Here is a 17,943-nt window from a genome sequence, read left to right as displayed (position 1 = left end):
CGGCACGCATACGCTGGAGTCATGGATCTGGAGCTACGGCACCTGCGGTGCCTGGTGGCGATCGTGGACACGGGAACGTTTACGGACGCGGCGATCGAGCTCGGAGTCTCCCAAGCAGCGGTGTCGCGCACACTTCTTTCGTTGGAATCCGCACTCGGCGTGCGACTTCTCCACCGCACGAGCCGCAGCGTCACCCCGACGACGGCCGGTGTGCAGGTGCTCGCCCGCGCCCGGCACCTGCTGGCCGAGGCCGAAGAACTCGTGCGCGAGGCCACGACGGGGCACACCCGGCTGCGCGTCGGCCACGCGTGGTCCGCGATGGGCCGCCACACGGCCGAGTTCCAGCGCCGCTGGGCCGATCGCCACCCCGACATCGAACTGCTGCTGGTCCGCACCAACACCGCGACGGGTGGGCTGGCCGAAGGGCTGTGCGACCTCGCCGTGGTGCGCACCGCCGTGGACACCCGCAAGTACGCGCACGCGATCGTCGGCCACGAGGACCGCTACTGCGCCATGGCCACCGACGACCCTCTGGCGCGCCGTCGCACCGTCACGCTCGCCGATCTCAGCCCGCGCGTCCTGGTGATCGACCGCCGCACCGGCACGACGACCACCGACCTGTGGCCGGAGGCGGAGCGCCCGCGCGTGGAGCCCACTCACGAGATCGACGACTGGCTGGCCGCCATCGCCACTGGCCGCTGCGTCGGCGTCACACCGTATTCCACCGTGACCCAGTACCGCCGCGACGGCATCGCCTACCGCCGCGTGCGTGACGCGGCCCCCGTTCCGGTGCGGCTGATCTGGCACGGCCACGACCCCCATCCGGCCACACACGCCGCGGTGGCGCTGCTGAGCGAGCTCTACCGGGCCCGCTGAAACCGCCACAGTGGACGGTCACCCCTTCGGGCGTAAGAACCGAGCGGGGGCAGACATCGGCGCCTTCGCGCGGGATGCTCCATTTCGGACAAACGCGATCAGGAAGGGGCGTTTCATGAGGAATCTCCGGGCCGCTCCGCTGGCGGCACCACTAGTGGCCGCGAGCCTGCTCGTCGCGCCGGTCCCCGCGTCCGCGGCGCCCGCCGTCACCGATCTCGACTGCGGGTTCTTCGCGTGCAGCTGGGTGTTCAGCAAGAGCGCCACGAAGCTGATCTCCGAGGGCACGCCCGCGATCCGCGTCTGCAAGAACATCCCGACGCCGGGCAACCTCGCGTGCGGCGTCGCCATCGCGGCGCTGGTCGTGACCGCGAAGAAGGCCCGCAGCGAGGGCAAGTGCGCGAAGATCACCTGGACCAAGACGCCGGCGCCGCCCCTGGGCACGTGGTGGCCGTCGGTCGAGGGTGGCAAGCGCTGCAAGTAGGTTCCCTCCGGCCGTCGGGGTGACGAGCACCCGCCGGCCGGGGAGGTGCGGGGCCGTCCCGTCCACTGTGGACGCGTGGGCGGCCCCGCGAAACATTTCCGGGGGCCGGCGAGGTCGTTCGCCGGGCGAATTATCACCGTTGACGCCGTCGCGCGAGGTCGGTCATGATGTGGTGGTACACCACCAACCGAGGAGTGACGAGAATGTTCGGCGGCGAAGAGCGCAAGGCTTGTCCGGGGTGCTTCGGCATCGCGGGCGATGCTCGGCGCCTGCCTTACGCTGCCGAGACACCAGGCTCCACGCCGTGACGCACCCAGAACGCGTCGCAGCACGGAGCCGCCCGTCGGGAGACCGATCAGGGCGGCTTTTTCGTTTTCCGTGACTTTTTCGTGACATTTCCGGCGCCATTTTCCGACCCCGATTTCCGATACCCCTCTCCGACCACGTGCCCGAACGGCCAGGGAACCGCTTGCAAAGCGGGTCAAACCGGTTCAACTCCGGTCGCGGTCTCCACCCGAGCGAAAACCGAAAAGGAGGTGCCCGTCGCCATGGGTGTCCTGGTCCTCAACGCCGGCTACGAGCCCCTGCACACCGTCTCCGTCCCCCACGCGATCCGGATGCTCGTGCGCCACGTCGCGGTCGTCCACGAGAGCGACGGCGCCGACCTGGGCATCTTCCCGCGCCCGAAGGTCGTGCGGCTGCTGCGCTACGTGGTGATGAAGTGGCGCTATACCGGCCCGCCCCGGTGGTCACGCCGCGGCGTGCTCCAGCGCGACGGCCACACGTGCGCGTACTGCGGCCGCCACGCGACCACGGTCGACCACATCATCCCGACGTCCCGCGGCGGTGAGCGCACCAGCTGGCTCAACACCGTCGCCGCGTGCGGTGGCACCGCGCGCAGCTGCAACGCTCGCAAGGCCGACCGGCCCCTCGCCGAGACCGGGCTGACGCTGCGGATCACCCCGCACGTGCCCACGTGGGACCAGCTGCACCTGCTGCGCTGACCGTCCACATGCGACACCTGTGCGCGACGGCCGGGCGGCGCTAGGCTGGCTCCCATGAAGGGGCTGCTGTTGCGCCTCTCGGCCGTCGACTCCGACGCCGAGGCCGCGGTGCGGGTGATCGCGTACTTCGACGAGCTCGTGGCCCACCGCGCCACGATCGCCGACCTGGTCCGCGCCACGGCCTCCCTCGCCGAATGCGTCGCCGGCCTCCAACGCGGCGGCGAACCACCCTTGCGCTTCCGTCTCGACGGCACCCGTGCGGTCGGGACGGAGGCGCGCGCGGTGGCGAGTCAGCCGAGCGGGCCCGCGCGCGACGGCGGGACACCGGCCGAACCGCGGCCCGGGGCAGCCGACCTCGGCGACGGGCATGACCGCGAGACCGGCAACGAAGCTCGCGTAGCAGCGGCCGAACCCGGTGGACTCACGCCTGACGGCGCTCCGGCAGACCCTCGTCGGGTGGCGACCGGCTTCGGCAACGGGTGCGAGACCCCCGCCGAGGCACAGACCTCGGCGAACGGCCTGCGCGGCGAGGCGCTCTCAGCACCACGCCCCGACGCAACCGGCCTCGCCGGCACACGCGACCACAAGACCCCCGCCCAAGCACTCACCCCGGCGAACGGCCTGCGCGGCCAGGCGCTCTCAGCATCCCGCCCCGACGCAACCGACCTCGCCGGCACACGCGACCACAAAACCCCCGCCCAGGAGAGCGAGCGCGGCGGCGAGGCTCCGGCAACACCTCGCGTCGTGGCGACCGAGCTCGGGGGTGAGGCGGCGGGGCAGGTGTGGCTCGAGCGGGACGGCGAGCCCGGGCCGCTCGACGATCTCGTGCTGGAGCGCTTCGCCATCGCCGCGCGGGTGCTGGGGCCGGCGCCGCAGGTCGTGCAGCCGCACCTGGCGGACCCGGCGCTGGTGGAGTTGGTGCTGGGTGAGCGCGCGGCGGCGGAGGACCGGTCGCGGGCGCTCGTGTTGCTCGGGCTGGACGCGGGGCGGCCGTTGCGGGTCGTCGCGGTCGGGACCGAGGACGGGCGCGACCCGGGCGCCGCCGCCGTCGCGCTGGTTGCGCGCGGGGGTACGGCGCTGGGCGCGCGCGTCGCGGTGGTCGGGGAGGTCGCGGCGGTGTTGGTGCAGCCCCGGGAGGGGCCGGCGACGGTGGTGGGGGTGTTGGCAAACGCACTTTTCCTGCGCGCTCGCGAACGTGGGTCGTCCAGGAGTGTGCGGGTGGGGGTGGGGATGCCGTCGCCGGGCTCGAGACGCGGCGGTCCTGGCTGCAGGCTCGCCTCGCCGAGCGGTTCGCCGTGCCCGCGACGGAGCCGCTCGTGGTCCACGAGAACCTCGGGTCGCTGACCCTGCTGGCCGAGATCCCCGCCGACCACCTGCGCGCGCAGCCCGACGTCCGCGCCCTCGACGCGCTCGCCGCTCCCGACCTCGAAGCGCTCGAAGCCTTCTGCCGCACCGGTTCCCTGCGCCAGGCGGCCGTCGTGCTACACCGCCACCACAGCTCCGTCGCCACCCGGATCGCCCATGTGGAAGACGCTCTCGGCTGGCCCCTGGACGACCCCGCCGGCCGCTTCCGCACCCGGCTCGCCCTGCTGGCACACCGATTGGCCCACCGCACCTGACCGGCCGCGGCCGGCGCCCGAAACCAAGCCACACAACGAAAACACGGCGCCCGGGCCGTCGCCCGGACACCACGTCGCCACAAACCTCAGCCCAGCTCCACACCCAGCGCCCGCGCCAGCACCGCGCCGGACTCCGCGGCCTCGCGCCGGGTGATAGTCGCGTGGCGGATCATGGCGGAGCCGTGGAAGGTGCCGGGGAACAGGTGCAGCTCGGTGGTCACGCCGGCGGCCAGCAGCGCCTGCGCGTAGGCGATGCCCTCGTCGCGCAGCGGGTCGAACTCCATCACCGAGATGTACGCCGGCGGGAGGCCCGCCAGGTCGGTCGCGCGGGAGGGCGCGGCGTAGACGGGCACGCCGTCGGTGCCGCGGACGCCCGGGCCGAGGTAGCAGTCCCAGCTGAGCTCGGCGTTGGGGAGGTTCCACAGTGGAGTGTCGTCGAAGCGGCGCATGCTGGGCGTCCGCAGGCGGTCGTCGATCTCCGGGATGCCGAGGAACTGGAACGCGATGGCCGGCCCGCCGCGGTCGCGCGCCAGCAGCGCGAGCGCGGCGCACAGGCCGCCGCCCGCGCTGACGCCGTGGATGACCACGCGCTCGGAGTCGATGCCGAGCTCGTCGGCGTGCTTGACCGACCACACGAGAGCCGCGTAGCAGTCCTCCAGGCCCGCCGGGTACGGCGCCTCGGGCGCGAGCCGGTAGTCCACCGACACCACGACCACCCCGAGGTCCCGCGCGAGCTCGACCACGCCCGCGTGATCGGTGTCGACGTCACCGACGATGAAGCCGCCGCCATGGACGTTGAACAGCAGCGCGGGCGAGGCGATGTTGTCCGGTGTGTAGATCCGAACAGCCACGTCGGGCGCGCCCTCGGGGCCGGGCACGGTCGTGTCGCGCACGGTCACGCCGGTCTCGTCGACGTCGCCGACCAGCTCGGCCGTCATCTCCTTCATCTTTTCCCGCGCCGACACCAGGTCCCTCAGGTCGCCGGTGTCGGGGATCATCGGGAGAGCGGCGGCGATCTCGGGATCGAACGCGTAGTCCATGCGGGCCTCCAGGAGTGCGGGTGCCGTCCATCCTCCCGGCCGGCACCCGCCGCGTTCATCCGCCACGCGTCGCCGACCCGCGGCGCCGGGCCCGCCACGCGGCGGAGTTCAGCCCAGGTGCCGGAACACGGCCGTCGCAACCGCGGCGTCGGCCACACCGACGCCGGTGAGGTCGGCGATCGTCAGGCCCGAGCGATCCCGCACCCCGTCGCGCAGGACCAGCCCGACGGGGATGTCCGCGTCATCGGCGACGGTCCCGGCCCGGACGGCGTTGCCGAAGTCGCCGTGCGCGAGGCACTGCGCGTGGTCGTCGGTCGCGATCGTCGTGGCGCGGGCGAACAGCCCGGCCGGCAGCTCCGCCTTGCCCGGCAGGTCGGTGCCGATCCCGGTCACGTGCACCGCGGCGAACGCCTCCGCCGGCGCCACCGGGCTCGTCGACGCCGTCGCCGTGATCACGCACGGCGTGGCCGCCGCTTCCCCCGCCGTCGCGGGCACGGCCGTCAGCCCGGCTTCGCCCAGTTCGGCACACAGCTTCCGAACGGCCTCGGGCCGCCGGCCGCACACCCGCACCAGGGTCAGCGGCCGCAGGTCCGCGAGCCACTCGACCTGCAGCCGCGCCTGCAGTCCCGTGCCGAACACGGCCACCTCGTCGACGTCCGGCGGAGTCAGCGCATGGGTGATCAGGGCGCCGGCGGCGGCCGTCCGCCACGCCGTGAGCCAGCCCTCGTCGGCCAGCACCGCGGCGGGCACGCCGGTCGACGCGTCGAAAACCAGCATGAGGCCGCTGTTGGTCGGCAGGCCGCGCTCGGCGTTGCGGTAGAAGCCCGACGCCACCTTCACGCCGAAGTGCGAGGCGCCTTCGAGGTAGCCGGCCTTCACATGGCAATCGCCCTCGGCCTCGGGGAACCACATCGCGATCGGCGCGGGCATCTGCGCGCGGCCCTCGGCGTGCGCGATCAACGCGCCGCGCACGGCGTCGAACACCAGCCCCCGCGTCGCCACGGCCTCGATCTCGGGCAGTCCCACCACGTCCAGCGTCATCGCCGCTCCTCCAGGAACTCCGCCCACGCGGCCAGCCCTTCGTCCGGACCACGACGGCCCACGCCGACGCGGAACCGGTCCTCGGGCGTCGCCGTGAGGTCGGATCGGTAGATGCTCGCCGGCAGCAGCAGCACGCCGCGCTGCTCGACGAGCTCGGTGCACATCGCCTCGACGCCGTCCGCGCCGAGGTAGCGCGGGAAGCACACGCAGCCGCCCTGCGGAGGTGCCCAATCGAACAGATCTTGGTAATTCTCGAAAAACGCGTTGAACTTCGGCACGTTCTCCGCGATCACCGCGCGGTTGCGCGCCAGGATCGCGTCCCGCGCGCGCAGCCCGATCAGCGCGAGCACCTCGCTCGGCGCCGAGTTGCAGATCGACGTGTAGTGCTTGGCCCGTTCGAGCCGCCGCAGGATTTCCGGGTCGCGGCAGGCGATCCAGCCCACGCGCAGGCCCGGGAGCCCATAGGCCTTGGACATCACGTTGAGCGAAAGCGCCGACGCGGACAGGTCGGCGGCCTGCGGCAGCGTCGCCGACGGGTCGAGCTCCAGACCGCGGTAGACCTCGTCGCTGAACAGCAGCACGCCGCGCTCCTCGCACAGGCGCACGAGCCGTGTCCAGGTCTCGAGGTCCGGCACGGCGCCGGTCGGGTTGTTGGGGAAGTTCACCGACACCAGGCGCGTGGTGGGCCGCAGCTGCTGTTCGATCTCGTCGACGTCGAGGGCCCAGCCGTCCTCGGGCCGCAGCGCGACACCGGACACCTCGCCGATCGAGAGCGGAATCGTCTCCGCGGCCTGGTAGTTCGGCGTGATCACCACGGCGTGGTCTCCGGGCTCGAGCAACGTCCGCATCGCCAGGTAGAGACCTTCTTCGGCGCCGGCGAAGCACAGCACGTGCTCGGGGCCGATGTCGGTGTAGGTCGCGGCGATCTCCTCGCGCAGCGCGGGCAGGCCGTAGGTCTCGGTGTAGCCGAGCGCGAGGGTCTCCCAGCGTTCGCGGCCGTCGTCGTCGGCCAGCGCCAGCAGTTCGGCGACGGTCATGGTCTGCACGTCCGACGCCGTGAGGTGGTGGCGGGCGGTGAACTCCCAGCGGGAGAAGTACGTCTCCAGGCGGAAGTCAGGAAGCGTCGGCATCGGGCTCCTTGCGCATCTCGGCGAGCAGTTGGTAGGTGGCCGAACGGGAGATGCGCAACGCGCGTGCGACCACGGGCACGGATCGACGCTGCGCGAACACACCGGCGGCGTCCAGACGTGCGAGAAGCACCAGGCGTTGTTCGCGGGTCAACACCTCGACCGGGGTCGCGTGATCGCGAACGAACTCGCCCACCACGTCGTTGAGCGTCTCGGTCCAGTCGCGTTCGAACAGCGCCTGGGGCTGTCCGGTCACCGGAGCCGCGAACCCGGACAGCAACTGCGCGGCCTGGTCGAACGCGGTGCGGTCGACGTTCACGCACAACACCACTTCGGCGTTGCCGTGTTCGTCTCTCACCACGGCGCTCACACTCGACAGCCGCCGTCCGTCGGGCAATGACTTCGGGTACGGGCCGTAGACGTCTTTCCCCGCGGGCCGCAGGCCGTCGAGCTCGCCGAGCAGCGACGGGTCCCCGGGTTCACGCCCCGAGAACGCGTTCCAGATGCCGAGCACGCAATCCGTGCGCGGGTCGTGCAGCACCACCTCCGCGTGCGGCGAAAGCAGGCGCACGATCGCCTCGCACACCGGCGCCCAGCGCGCCGTCCTCCCGTCCATGGATCTGGACACTACATCCAGTGTGGACGAAGAGTCCAATCACCCACTGTACCGAACCGTACACTTCGTTCTGTACGATCCGGTACAGACAGTCAGGCAGCCGACGGAAGGAACCCGCGTGCCCGATCTCTGGAGTCACCTCGACGTCGGCCGCATGCGTTTGCGCCACCGGCTGGCGCTGTCGCCGATGATGCGCAACCGCGCGCTGCCCGACGGATCACCCACCCCGCTCGACGCCGAGTACTTCGCGCAACGAGCGTCGCTCGGGCTGCTGATCACCGGCGGCACGCAGCCCTCGGCCGACGGACAGGGGTTCCTGCTCAGCCACGGCTGCCACACCGGCGCGCACATCGCCGGCTGGCAGCAGGTCACCAAGGCGGTGCACGACGCGGGCGGGCACCTGTTCGTCCAGCTCATGCACGCGGGCCGCGTCGCACACCCCGACAACACGCCGCACGGCCGGGCGCCGGTCGCGCCGTCGGCCGTCGCGGCGGGCGTCGGCATCCACACCCCGAGCGGCAACCAGCAGGTCCCGCCGCCGCGCGAGCTCTCGACCGCCGAGGTCCGAAAAACCGTCGACGACTTCCGCCGCGCGGCCGCCGCCGCGATCGAGGCCGGCGCCGACGGCGTGGAAGTCCACGGCGCCAACGGTTTCCTCGTGCAGCAGTTCCTCTCGGCCAATGCCAACCACCGCACCGACGCGTACGGCGGCTCCATCGCCGGCCGCACCCGGTTCGCGCTCGAGGTGACCGAGGCCGTCGCCGCGGAGATCGGCGCCGACCGCACGGCCGTGCGCCTCTCCCCCGGCCTGCGCGGCTTCGGCATCGACGAAGGCGAGACCGGGCCGGCGACCTACTCCCACCTGGTCCGCGCCCTCGCCCGCCTCGACCTCGCCTTCCTCCACGTCACCCACCACGGCGACGACGCGCTCCTGGCCGAGCTGCGCACCGCGTTCCCCGGCCCGCTGCTGCTGACCCGCCCTGGCGCCACCGTCCGGGAACGCGCCGCCGACGTCGAAAACGGCCTCGCCGACCTCGTCACCCTCGGCCGCCTGGCGCTGGCCAACCCCGACGTCGTCGCCCGGCTGCAGACCGGCGCGGCCCTCAACTCCCCCGACCCCGCCACGTTCTACGGCGGCGGCGCCGAGGGCTACACGGACTATCCGGCGCTCTGACCCAGCCCGGCGAGCTCGCGCCACTGCGGCATCGGCATACCGTCACCGCCGCCCACGACGTGAAGGGCCACGTGGTCCGCGCCCGTCTGGAGGTGTTCCGCCACGCGCTTGCCGATCGCGTCGATGTCGCCCCAGGCGAGGACGCTGTCCACGAGCCGGTCGCTGCCGCCCTCGGCAAGATCGGCTTCCGTGAACCCCTGCGCCAGCAGGCTCTTGCGGTAGGCAGGCGCCCCGAAGAACCCGGCGAGGAAACCCCGGCCGGCCGCCCGTGCCTTCGCCGGGTCCCGCTCCAGGGTCACGGCCTGGTACGGCGCGAGCAACGGCCCGGCACCGAGCAGTCCGCGCGCCGTCGCCGAGTAGTCCGGTGCGACGAGGAACGGGTGCGTCCCGCCGGCCCGCCGCCGCGCCAGACCGACCATCTTCGGCCCCATCGCCGCGAGGATCAGCCGCTCCGCCGCCACCGGCTCCGGCTCGGCGTCAAGCTCGTCGAGGTACGCGGCCATGTCGTGCAGCGGCCGATACTCGTGGCCGTGCTCGGCGGCGGTGCCCGGGTCACTCACGCCGAGACCGAGCAGCACCCGGTCGCCGTAGGCGCCCGTGAGCCGCGCGTGGCCCGCGGCAAGTTCCTTCGCCGGGTGACGCCAGATGCTCGACACCGCCGGCGCGACCGTGAGCCCTCGGGTCACCTCGAGCAGCCGCTCGAGGTCTCCCACGATGTCGCCGCCACCCAAACCGGGGATCCAGAGCGCGCCGAAGCCCAGCTCGTCGAGCTCGGCCGCCGCGTCGGCGATCTCGCCCGGCGCGGCCGTGCGCAGCTCGACGCTCCAGACCCCGACGCGGCCGATGTCGAGGGTCATACCTGGTTCGCCCCGCCGTCGGCGAAGAGCTCCACCCCGGTGACGAAGCTGCTGGCGTCCGTCGCGAGGAACAGCGCCACCGACGCGATCTCCTCGGGCCGGCCCATCCGTCCCAAGGGGACAGAGCTCACCAGCGCCGCCTTCAGCTGCTCCTCGCCGAAATCGGCGCTCGCGAGCCCGCTGATCCCCGGTGTGTCGACCGGTCCCGGGCTCACCGAGTTGACGCGGATCCTGCGACCGCTCAGCTCTTTCGCCCAGGTCCGCGCGAACGAGCGGACGGCCGCCTTCGACGCGGCGTACACGCCGAAAGCATCGTTGCCCTTCGTGCCCGCGGTGGAGGCGGTCAAGATCACCGAAGCGCCGTCCACCAGCGAAGGAAGCGCTTTCTGGACCGTGAACAGCGTGCCCTTCACGTTGGTGGCGAAGGTGTCGTCGAAGTGCTTCTCGGTGACCTGCTCCAGCGTCGAGAACTCGCCGCCGCCCGCGTTGGCGAACAGCACGTCGATCGGCCCGCCAACGGTGTCGTAGAGCCGGTCGAGGTCGGCCAGGTCGGAACTGTCCACCTGGACCCCGGTCACGTCGCCGCCGATCTCCGCGACGGCCGCGTCAAGCACGTCCTTGCGCCGTCCCGTCACGAAGACGCGCGCGCCCTCGTCCGCGAACCGCCGGGCCGTCGCGAGCCCGATGCCGCTCGAGCCGCCCGTGACGACGGCGGTCTTCCCCTGTAGTGCGTTCATAACCGTGTTTCCCGTCCGTGTACTCACCCGGCCCAGCCGTGGTCGTTCCGCTCGGCCGGTCTGCGCGGGACAATGGGGCCTGCTCGCTCCACCGCCGACCACTACGACAGATTACGGGACATGTCACCTAAAGGCAAAGACGACCCCTGGCTCGACGCGCGACAGCAGCGCGCCTGGCTCGCCTACATCCGCGTCCAGCTGCGGCTGAGCTACGAGATCAACCGGCAGCTGCAAACCGACAGCGACCTGTCCATGCCGGACTACGACGTGCTCACCGCACTCGCGAACGCCCCCGGCGAGCGGATGCAGATGACCGCGCTGGCCAACCAGATCGGCTGGGAACGCAGCCGCACCGGCCACCACGTGCGCCGCATGGCGACGCGCGGGCTCGTCGACGCGCGCACCTCGAGCACCGACCGGCGCGCCACCGAGGTCACCTTGACCGCGCAGGGCCGCGAGCTGCTGGAGAAGGCGGCGCCGGGCCACGTCGACCTGGTGCGCGGCCTCTTCTTCGACGGCCTGCCCGCCGAGCTGCTCACCCCGCTGACCGAGGCGATGGAGAACATCTACGCCAACATCCTGGAGCGCGGCACGCTGCCCCCGCCGTGAGACTGCCGCTGCCGCAAGGAAAAAGCCGTCCCTGCCAGTGGAACACGGGTTTTCGCGCTCGGTGGACCAGACCAACGGGGGTGAAGTAAATTCACCTTTCACGCACGGTCCGCCAGCCTGCGCCCTGTTCTCAAAGTCGTGGACGAAGGGCAGCTCATGCACCGGAAGTTCGTTCGTTGCCTGGCGGCCGCGGCCGCCACCGCCGTGGTGATCGCCACCGGTCCGGCGGCCTCCGCCCAGCCGGCCGCACCTGCGGCACCGACCGCGCCGGCCACCTTCACGCACCCCGGCGTGCTGGTCAGCCGGGCCCAGCTGGACACCATGCGCCAGCGAGTGCAGGCCGGCACGCAGCCACAGAAACAGGCGTACGACTCGATGATGGGCTCGAAGTACGCGTCGTTGTCCTACACGCCGCACCCGCGCGCCGTGGTCGACTGCGGGCCCAGCTCGATGCCCAACAACGGCTGCACCGACGAGCGCGAAGACGCGATCGCCGCCTACACGCAGTCCCTGGCCTGGTACGTGACCGGCGACGCGCGCTACGCGAACAAGGCCATCCAGATCATGGACGCGTGGTCGGCCACCATCAAGGACCACACCAGCGACAACGCGCACCTGCAGACCGCCTGGTCGGCCTCGACGTGGCCGCGCGCGGCGGAGATCATCAAGTACGCCTACGGGACCTGGCCCAACTCCGGGCGGTTCGCCACGATGCTGCGCAACGTCTACTACAACGAGATCCAGGGCAGCGACGGGCGCACCGGCAACTGGGAGCTCAGCATCGCCGAGGCCATCGTCGGCATCGGCGTGTTCCTCGAGGACAAGACGATCTACGACCGCGGCATGTCGATTTACCGCAACCGCGTACCCGCGTTCATCTACCTCAGCTCCGACGGCGCGCTCCCGAAGACCGTGCCCGGCAGCGGCCTGAACACCCGCGACCAGATCGTCGGCTACTGGCAGGGCCAGTCCACCTTCGTCGACGGTCTCACCCAGGAGACCTGCCGCGACTTCGTCCACACCGGCTACGGCATCGCCGCGATCGCGGAGGTGGCCGAGACCTCGCGCATCCAGGGCCAGGACCTCTACGGCACCGACATCGGCGAGCGGTTGCGCCAGGCGCTGGGCTTCCAGACGAAATACGAGCTCACCGCTGCACCGTCGTGGCTCTGCGGCGGCACGGTCAAGCGCGGCCTCGGCCCCGTGACCGAGGTCGGGTACAACGCGCTGCACAACCGCCTCGGCATCGCCATGACCAACACCCAGGCCTACACCACGAGCCACCGTCCCCAGGGCAGCAACAACTTGTTCGTCTCGTGGGAAACCCTGACCCACGGCGACAACCCGGCCTGACCGGATTCGGTTCCGGGGCCGCCGTACCGAGCGCGGCGACCCCGGAATCCGCGAACCCCCGCCGCGCCGGCCCGGCGAGGTGCTACCAAGAACGCATGAGAAAAGCGCTCGCCTGCTCGTTCGTGCTGCTCGCGGCGGGCTGTTCGACGCCGCCCCAGCCACCTCCGCCGCCGCCCGAGCCGATCGTGGCGCCGCCGTCTGTCTCGACGGTCCCGGCCGAGCCCACCACGACGACGTCGCACACCTTGGTCGCGAAAGACGGGTCCGACCTCACCGCGTGCCGCGACGGTTCGTGTGACGTGCTCATCCACGGTTCGGTGACCGTGCCGCTCGACGCGCGGTTCGCCACGCGCCGGCTGACGCTCACGCAGTCGGCTCCGGACCGGCTGGACTTCGCCATCGACCGCACCGAACTGCCCGACATCAAGGGCCATTTCCGCGGCGAGGGCTATGTAAGCCTGGCCAACCGGATCACCGTCACCGTGCTGGACATCGATGCCACCGGGGCCGTGATCCGCGTGTCGCCGTCGAGTGAATCGTCCCAGGACAAGATCTGGGGTGACGATTCCCGCTTCGACTGAGTTCACGGGCCAATGTAGCCGTTGACCATATTGTTGTCGACGACTACATTGGCAGGCGCCTACCGAAAGGACTCCGTCGTGCCTGCTCCCACCCAGACCTGGCTCATCACCGGCGCCGGCTCCGGCTTCGGGCTCGAGGTCACCGCCCAGCTGCTGGCCGGCGGCCACCGCGTCGCCGCCACGAGCCGCGACCTGAGCCCGGCGTTGAAGGAGCTCGCGCGCCGGCACGGCGATCGGCTGTGGACCGCCGAGCTGGACGTCACCGACCCCCAGACCGTCCACTCGACGGTCGAGCAGGCCTTCACCGAGCTCGGCCGCATCGACGTCGTGTTCTCCGCCGCCGGGTTCGGTGCGCTGGGCGCCGCCGAGGAGCTGTCGGACGAGCTGCTGAACCGGCAGCTCGCCGTGAACCTGCTCGGACCGATTCACCTCACGCGCGCGGTCACGCCGTGGCTGCGCGCGCAGGGCGGCGGGCGGGTCATCCAGATGTCCAGTTCCGGCGGCCACGTGCCCGACCCGGGCATGAGTGTGTACAACGCGTCGAAGTTCGGCGTCGAGGGCTTCTTCGAGTCGGCGGCGGTGGAACTGGCGGCATTCGGGATTTCGGTGACGCTGATCGCCCCGGGCGGCACGCGCACGGCGTTCAACGCCAACATCGCGCAGGCCGAACCGCTGCCCGCCTACGAGGACGGCGTGCTCGGCCAGGTGCGCGGCGCGCTCGCGGGCGGGATGGACGAAACCACGCTGCGCCACGCCGTCGCGGGCGATCCGGCGAAGATGGCCCGCGCGATCATCACCTCCGCGAGCACCACGCCCGCGCCCCGGCGGCTCGTGTTCGGCGCCGCGGCCTACGAGGCCATCACCACGGCGTGGCGGCAACACCTCGAAGCGCTCACCGCCCAGCGCGACCTGGCGCTGAGCACCGACGCCGACGACGTGCTCGCCGACCGCGCCTGACGCGTCAGTCTTCGAGAGCCCCCGGTCCGCGGCGGTAGGCGACCTTCGCCGGGTCGACGACGTGACCGTCTTCGTCGACGAAGGCCAGATGCACGGGCCGGTCGTCGGTCGTGTCGACGTAGATCGTCGCCGGGCCGTGGCCGGTCGGGAGGTACTCATCGCCCCACTCCGACAGCGCGGCCAGCACCGGCAGCAGGTCTTCCCCGACCGGGGTGAGCACATACTCGACGCGGGCCCGCTGCCCCGGCTCCCGGTACGGCCGCCGCGCGAGGATTCCGGCTTCGACCAAGGATTCCAGCCGGGACGTGAGGAGATCCGTCGGCACGCCGATCTTCTGGAACTCGGCGAAGCGGGTCCGCCCGCGGAACGCCTCGCGAACGATCAGCAGGCTCCACTTCTGCCCGAGCACCTCCAGGCTGCGCGCGATCGAGCAGCGGCTGTTGGTCGGGATCGCCATGGCCTTCATAACTCCATCGTACGTCACACTTGGCATTTCGGAGTCAGCTTGCTAACTTGGAATTACCAAGCAAGAGAAGCCGGAGGAAGTCATGACCGATCTGCAGGGTGCGGTTGTCCTGGTCACCGGGGCCAACGGCGGGCTCGGCATCGAGTTCGTCAACCAGGCGCTGGAGCGCGGGGCGCGACGCGTGTACGCGACGGCGCGCACGCCGCGCCAGTGGGACGACGAGCGCGTGGTGCCACTCGCCCTCGACGTCACCGACGAGGCCTCGGTCGCCGCCGCGGCCGCGGCTGCCCCGGACACCACGGTGGTGGTGAACAACGCGGGCGTCAGCGGGCGGCAGAGCCTGCTCACCGTGCCGCTGGCCGAGGTGCGCGCGATGTACGAGACGAACGTCTTCGGCGCGCTCGCCGTCGCGCAGGCGTTCGCGCCCGTGCTGGCGGGCAACGGCGGCGGCGCCCTCGTCGACATCCACTCGGCGCTGAGCTGGCTGGCCAAGTCGGGCGCGTACTCGTCGAGCAAGGCCGCGCTGTGGCAGATCACCAACTCACTGCGGCTCGACCTCGCCGGCCAGAAGACCCACGTGCTGGGTGCGCACCTCGGCTACACGGACACGCCGATGACCCAGGCGCTGACCGTCGAGAAGGAAGACCCGCGCGACATCGTGGCGGCGATCTACGACGGACTGGAAGCGGGCGCGCTCGAGGTTCTGGCCGACAAGACGTCGCGGGACATCAAGGAAAACCTGTCCGGTCCAGTGGAGGCGCTGTACCCGGAGCTGACCGCGACGGTGTGAGGCGACCGGACGCGAGCCCGTGGTGGTGAGTCCGCGCCTTGAGTCATGTTGCAAGTCCGCGCCCTGAGTCCACTGTGGAGCGTGTGATGTTCGAGGTGTTCGAAATCGAACGTTCGGAATCGCACGTGCGCTGTGCAGCAACTCCCGGTGCGCTGTGAAGCAAGTCACAGGTGGCCCCCGTGCCTACGTTCGGTCGGCAACAACCGGCACCACGTTCCTCGGAGGCCACCATGACCCACCATGAAACGGCGGGGTGACGCCGTGGAATCCTCGATCGCCGAACACTTGCGCGTCGACCGGGTCCACCCGCGCCGCACGCCGGACAGCTTCCACCCGCCCTACCCGTCGTTCTCCGCGCGCTTCGACCCCGCCGTCGACCAGGTGGTGATGGCGTACCTCGGTGTTCAGTACCGAACACCGGAGCCACCGCCCGTGGTGGTCGCCGCACTCGCAGCGCTCGATTCCGCACGCTCGGGCGAGCACGCGCCCGACCACCACGACCGTGCGCGGTTCGTCGACGAAGCCGGCTACACGTCCGTGCTCACCACGTTCTACTGGACCGACCCCGCCGAGCACGACCGCTGGGCGAAGGCCCGTGAAGCGTGGACCGGCCCGCAGCACCGGTCCCCCGACGCCGGGTTCTTCAGCGAGGTCGTGCGCCCCACCGTGCGGCGGTTCGAGACGCTGTTCTCCAGCGACCGCACCGAAGGCGTGTCCGTGGCCGCCGGCAAGCTCAGTGGCGAGATCCACGAACACGGCTACTGGGGCGGTGCCCGCGACCGGCTGCCGATCGCGCAGACCGACCTGCTCGAACCCGGCACCCGGCCGACCGCGGAGACCAATTCGGAGACGGGCGTGATCACCGTGCGGCCGCAGGGAAACCTGTGCCTCATCCGCTCCGGCCAGGAGTGGACCGAGACCGCGGGCGACGAACGCGGCATGTACCTCGGCGACGTGGAACCCGTGCTGCGAGCCGGCATGGAGTTCCTGCGCGACGACGGACTCGCCATCGGCTGCTACGCCAACCGCTACGTGCGCGTCACCGACGAAACCGGTGCCGACACGGACAAGAGCTACGGGATGAGCTGGTGGCACAGCCTGGCCGACCTCGAGGCGTGGGCCGAATCGCACCCGACGCACGTCGCGATCTTCCGCGCCGCCATGAAGTACCTGTCGGCGATGGGGCCTGCGGCGCGGCTGCGGCTCTACCACGAGGTCACTGTGACCGACGCCGACGAACAGGAGTTCCGCTACCTCGGCTGCCACGACCGCACGGGCCTGCTGCGCGCGGTCCGGTGAGAGCTCCCGGTGCGCCGCCCCCGGCCGGGCGGCGCACCGCGGACGCGGTCAGGCCGGGTCTTTGTGGAACCGGCCGTCCTTCATGATCGCGTGGAGCTTTTCCTTGTCCTGCAACACGGTGATGTCGGCGAGCGGGTCGCCGTCCACGAGCAGCAGGTCGGCGAGGTACCCGGGCTGGACCTTGCCGAGCTCGTCGCCGCGCAGCATGATCTCGCCGCCCTGCGCGGTAGCGGCGAGGATGGCCTCCATCGGCGTGAACTCGAAGCGCTCGACGAAGTGCTGCAGGTCGCGCGCGTAGGTGCCGTGCGGGGTCCAGGCGAAGCCGTAGTCACCGCCGGGCAGCACGCGGATGCCGCGCCGGTGCATCTCGATCATCGCCGCCGTCGCCTTTTCCAGCTCGCGCTTGTAGCCGACGGCTTCGGCCGCCGCCTGCGGGAACCCGAAGTCGGCGGCTTCGTAGAGCGTCGCGACGAGCCAGTTGACGCCCGGCGCCACGAACACCCAGTCTTTGGCCTGCTCCAGCAGATCCATGCCCTCGGGGTCGGTGAAGCTGGCGTGGTAGACGATGTCGACGCCGTGGCGCACGCACATCTTCACGCTCTCGGCGCTGCGCGCGTGGGCGCACACCCGCTTGCCCCGCCGGTGTGCCTCGGTGACGGCCATCGCCACCTCCTCGTCGGACATGTAGGTGTCCTCGGCGCGCTGCGTGCCGGTGATCTCCTCGCCGGTCATCGACAGCTTGATCTGGTCGACGCCGATCTCGACGAGGCGGCGCACGGCCTTGCGCATCTCGTCGGGGCCGTCGGCGAACCAGGTGATGCCCTTCACGAGCTCCCCGCCCGTCACGGCGATCTCGGGTCCGTTGGCGAGGTAACGCGGGCCGGGGATCCGCCCGGCGTTGATCGCGTCGCGGCACACGACGTCGAGCCGGTCCTTCGCCGACGCGGCACCCAGGCACATCGTGTAGCCGGAGTCCAGATAGGACTTGGCCGACTCCACGGCGAACAGCAGGTGCTCCTCCACCGGCAGAGCGGCCAGCCCGTCGAGGTCGGCGCTGTTGTTCCAGGTGAAGTGGGTGTGGGCGTCGCACAGCCCGGACATCAGCGTGCGGCCGCGGCCCTCGACCACCCGCGAGCCCTGGGCGGCGGCCGGGTCGACGGCGCCGACGGCGGTGATGCGGTCGTGGTCCACCAGCACGTCGCCCCGGTAGGGCAGCGCGCCCGTGGAGTCCAGAATGGAAACATCGCGGAACAGGGTCTTGTCGGCGGTGAGCGGCACGGTGGTTCCTCCTCGTCGTTGAGGCGCGAAAACGGTGT

Annotated in this window: 20 protein-coding genes and 1 tRNA gene; 13 read left to right on the top strand and 8 right to left on the bottom strand. The window is 71.3% G+C overall.

From position 1 onward, the window contains the following. Positions 1-21 precede the first annotated feature (21 nt). The 6 genes from K1T34_RS35820 to K1T34_RS35795 all read left to right on the top strand — a co-directional run bounded on the left by K1T34_RS35820 (position 22) and on the right by K1T34_RS35795 (position 3,980). Positions 22-876 carry a LysR family transcriptional regulator gene (locus K1T34_RS35820; RefSeq protein WP_220239146.1) on the top strand — a complete coding sequence of 285 codons (855 nt, stop codon included), beginning with the start codon at positions 22-24 and terminating at the stop codon, positions 874-876. A gap of 115 nt (positions 877-991) precedes the next feature. Further along, on the top strand, positions 992-1,357 hold the full coding sequence (locus tag K1T34_RS35815) for a hypothetical protein (protein ID WP_220239145.1): 366 nt from the start codon (positions 992-994) through the stop codon (positions 1,355-1,357). A gap of 439 nt (positions 1,358-1,796) precedes the next feature. Further along, positions 1,797-1,870: transfer RNA gene (locus tag K1T34_RS35810), tRNA-Cys, on the top strand. Positions 1,871-1,905: 35 nt separating this feature from the next. Next, complete coding sequence (locus K1T34_RS35805; protein ID WP_220239144.1) at positions 1,906-2,361, top strand: HNH endonuclease; 456 nt, start codon at positions 1,906-1,908, stop codon at positions 2,359-2,361. 54 nt (positions 2,362-2,415) lie between these two features. Then, positions 2,416-3,705, top strand: a complete 1,290-nt coding sequence (locus K1T34_RS35800) for a hypothetical protein (protein ID WP_220239143.1) — start codon at positions 2,416-2,418, stop codon at positions 3,703-3,705. Then, entirely contained in the window at positions 3,678-3,980 is a 303-nt protein-coding gene (locus tag K1T34_RS35795; protein ID WP_220239142.1) for a helix-turn-helix domain-containing protein, read from the top strand. Before K1T34_RS35800 ends, K1T34_RS35795 begins: the two co-directional genes overlap by 28 nt. 86 nt (positions 3,981-4,066) lie before the next feature. On the opposite strand, the gene K1T34_RS35790 is transcribed toward K1T34_RS35795, so the two are convergent. From K1T34_RS35790 to K1T34_RS35775, 4 genes are all read right to left on the bottom strand, one after another. Continuing rightward, positions 4,067-5,020, bottom strand: a complete 954-nt coding sequence (locus K1T34_RS35790) for an alpha/beta hydrolase (protein WP_220239141.1) — start codon at positions 5,018-5,020, stop codon at positions 4,067-4,069. A 108-nt stretch (positions 5,021-5,128) separates the two neighbouring features. Then, a complete protein-coding gene (locus K1T34_RS35785; protein ID WP_220239140.1) occupies positions 5,129-6,061 on the bottom strand; it encodes an ornithine cyclodeaminase family protein in 933 nt (310 codons plus the stop codon). After that, positions 6,058-7,191, bottom strand: a complete 1,134-nt coding sequence (locus K1T34_RS35780) for an aminotransferase class I/II-fold pyridoxal phosphate-dependent enzyme (protein ID WP_220239139.1) — start codon at positions 7,189-7,191, stop codon at positions 6,058-6,060. The genes K1T34_RS35785 and K1T34_RS35780 overlap by 4 nt, the downstream gene beginning before the upstream one ends. Beyond that, positions 7,175-7,804, bottom strand: coding sequence for a transcriptional regulator (locus K1T34_RS35775; protein WP_220239138.1), 630 nt, complete (start codon positions 7,802-7,804; stop codon positions 7,175-7,177). The genes K1T34_RS35780 and K1T34_RS35775 overlap by 17 nt, the downstream gene beginning before the upstream one ends. A gap of 118 nt (positions 7,805-7,922) precedes the next feature. Here K1T34_RS35775 and K1T34_RS35770 point away from each other — a divergent pair, with 118 nt between their 5' ends. Further along, positions 7,923-8,978: an alkene reductase gene (locus K1T34_RS35770; protein ID WP_255637794.1), complete on the top strand. Its 1,056-nt coding sequence runs from the start codon at positions 7,923-7,925 to the stop codon at positions 8,976-8,978. Here K1T34_RS35770 and K1T34_RS35765 read toward each other — a convergent pair. Beyond that, on the bottom strand, positions 8,963-9,835 hold the full coding sequence (locus K1T34_RS35765; RefSeq protein WP_220239136.1) for a TIGR03620 family F420-dependent LLM class oxidoreductase: 873 nt from the start codon (positions 9,833-9,835) through the stop codon (positions 8,963-8,965). The two genes, K1T34_RS35770 and K1T34_RS35765, sit on opposite strands and share 16 nt — an antisense overlap. Then, positions 9,832-10,572, bottom strand: a complete 741-nt coding sequence (locus K1T34_RS35760; RefSeq protein ID WP_220239135.1) for an SDR family NAD(P)-dependent oxidoreductase — start codon at positions 10,570-10,572, stop codon at positions 9,832-9,834. The genes K1T34_RS35765 and K1T34_RS35760 overlap by 4 nt, the downstream gene beginning before the upstream one ends. A gap of 120 nt (positions 10,573-10,692) precedes the next feature. Here K1T34_RS35760 and K1T34_RS35755 point away from each other — a divergent pair, with 120 nt between their 5' ends. The 4 genes from K1T34_RS35755 (at position 10,693) to K1T34_RS35740 (ending at position 14,072) form a co-directional block, all read left to right on the top strand. Beyond that, a complete protein-coding gene (locus tag K1T34_RS35755) occupies positions 10,693-11,181 on the top strand; it encodes a MarR family winged helix-turn-helix transcriptional regulator (protein WP_220239134.1) in 489 nt (162 codons plus the stop codon). Positions 11,182-11,319: 138 nt separating this feature from the next. Beyond that, complete coding sequence (locus tag K1T34_RS35750; RefSeq protein ID WP_255637792.1) at positions 11,320-12,534, top strand: alginate lyase family protein; 1,215 nt, start codon at positions 11,320-11,322, stop codon at positions 12,532-12,534. A 95-nt stretch (positions 12,535-12,629) separates the two neighbouring features. Continuing rightward, positions 12,630-13,115: a hypothetical protein gene (locus K1T34_RS35745; protein ID WP_220239133.1), complete on the top strand. Its 486-nt coding sequence runs from the start codon at positions 12,630-12,632 to the stop codon at positions 13,113-13,115. Positions 13,116-13,193: 78 nt separating this feature from the next. Beyond that, positions 13,194-14,072, top strand: a complete 879-nt coding sequence (locus K1T34_RS35740; protein WP_220239132.1) for an SDR family oxidoreductase — start codon at positions 13,194-13,196, stop codon at positions 14,070-14,072. A gap of 4 nt (positions 14,073-14,076) precedes the next feature. Here the strand turns inward: K1T34_RS35740 and K1T34_RS35735 are convergent, their stop codons facing one another. Then, positions 14,077-14,538 (bottom strand): helix-turn-helix domain-containing protein, encoded by a 462-nt coding sequence (locus K1T34_RS35735; RefSeq protein ID WP_255637791.1) that lies wholly within the window; start codon positions 14,536-14,538, stop codon positions 14,077-14,079. Between the two features lie 82 nt (positions 14,539-14,620). On the opposite strand from K1T34_RS35735, the gene K1T34_RS35730 reads away from it, so the two are divergent. Continuing rightward, the gene (locus K1T34_RS35730; RefSeq protein WP_220239131.1) at positions 14,621-15,328 is read left to right on the top strand and encodes an SDR family oxidoreductase; all 708 of its coding nucleotides are present in this window, start codon (positions 14,621-14,623) and stop codon (positions 15,326-15,328) included. A gap of 240 nt (positions 15,329-15,568) precedes the next feature. Beyond that, entirely contained in the window at positions 15,569-16,627 is a 1,059-nt protein-coding gene (locus K1T34_RS35725; protein ID WP_220239130.1) for a phenylacetaldoxime dehydratase family protein, read from the top strand. A 48-nt stretch (positions 16,628-16,675) separates the two neighbouring features. Here K1T34_RS35725 and K1T34_RS35720 read toward each other — a convergent pair whose 3' ends face one another. Further along, positions 16,676-17,905: an amidohydrolase family protein gene (locus K1T34_RS35720; protein ID WP_255637790.1), complete on the bottom strand. Its 1,230-nt coding sequence runs from the start codon at positions 17,903-17,905 to the stop codon at positions 16,676-16,678. Positions 17,906-17,943 lie beyond the last annotated feature (38 nt).

Source organism: Amycolatopsis sp. DSM 110486, from assembly GCF_019468465.1.
Taxonomy (GTDB): Bacteria; Actinomycetota; Actinomycetes; order Mycobacteriales; family Pseudonocardiaceae; genus Amycolatopsis.
Note: the sequence above shows the minus strand (reverse complement) of the source record. Positions and strands in the feature narration are given on the sequence as shown.

Bases quoted from the DNA above. Each gene is read 5' to 3' on its own strand.
- K1T34_RS35725 (WP_220239130.1), top strand. From the start codon at position 15,569: ATGAAACGGCGGGGTGACGCCGTGGAATCCTCGATCGCCGAACACTTG.
- K1T34_RS35780 (WP_220239139.1), bottom strand. From the start codon at position 7,191: ATGCCGACGCTTCCTGACTTCCGCCTGGAGACGTACTTCTCCCGCTGG.
- K1T34_RS35760 (WP_220239135.1), bottom strand. From the start codon at position 10,572: ATGAACGCACTACAGGGGAAGACCGCCGTCGTCACGGGCGGCTCGAGC.
- K1T34_RS35820 (WP_220239146.1), top strand. From the start codon at position 22: ATGGATCTGGAGCTACGGCACCTGCGGTGCCTGGTGGCGATCGTGGAC.
- K1T34_RS35755 (WP_220239134.1), top strand. From the start codon at position 10,693: ATGTCACCTAAAGGCAAAGACGACCCCTGGCTCGACGCGCGACAGCAG.
- K1T34_RS35730 (WP_220239131.1), top strand. From the start codon at position 14,621: ATGACCGATCTGCAGGGTGCGGTTGTCCTGGTCACCGGGGCCAACGGC.
- K1T34_RS35735 (WP_255637791.1), bottom strand. From the start codon at position 14,538: ATGAAGGCCATGGCGATCCCGACCAACAGCCGCTGCTCGATCGCGCGC.
- K1T34_RS35785 (WP_220239140.1), bottom strand. From the start codon at position 6,061: ATGACGCTGGACGTGGTGGGACTGCCCGAGATCGAGGCCGTGGCGACG.
- K1T34_RS35775 (WP_220239138.1), bottom strand. From the start codon at position 7,804: ATGGACGGGAGGACGGCGCGCTGGGCGCCGGTGTGCGAGGCGATCGTG.
- K1T34_RS35805 (WP_220239144.1), top strand. From the start codon at position 1,906: ATGGGTGTCCTGGTCCTCAACGCCGGCTACGAGCCCCTGCACACCGTC.
- K1T34_RS35815 (WP_220239145.1), top strand. From the start codon at position 992: ATGAGGAATCTCCGGGCCGCTCCGCTGGCGGCACCACTAGTGGCCGCG.
- K1T34_RS35765 (WP_220239136.1), bottom strand. From the start codon at position 9,835: ATGACCCTCGACATCGGCCGCGTCGGGGTCTGGAGCGTCGAGCTGCGC.
- K1T34_RS35790 (WP_220239141.1), bottom strand. From the start codon at position 5,020: ATGGACTACGCGTTCGATCCCGAGATCGCCGCCGCTCTCCCGATGATC.
- K1T34_RS35745 (WP_220239133.1), top strand. From the start codon at position 12,630: ATGAGAAAAGCGCTCGCCTGCTCGTTCGTGCTGCTCGCGGCGGGCTGT.
- K1T34_RS35800 (WP_220239143.1), top strand. From the start codon at position 2,416: ATGAAGGGGCTGCTGTTGCGCCTCTCGGCCGTCGACTCCGACGCCGAG.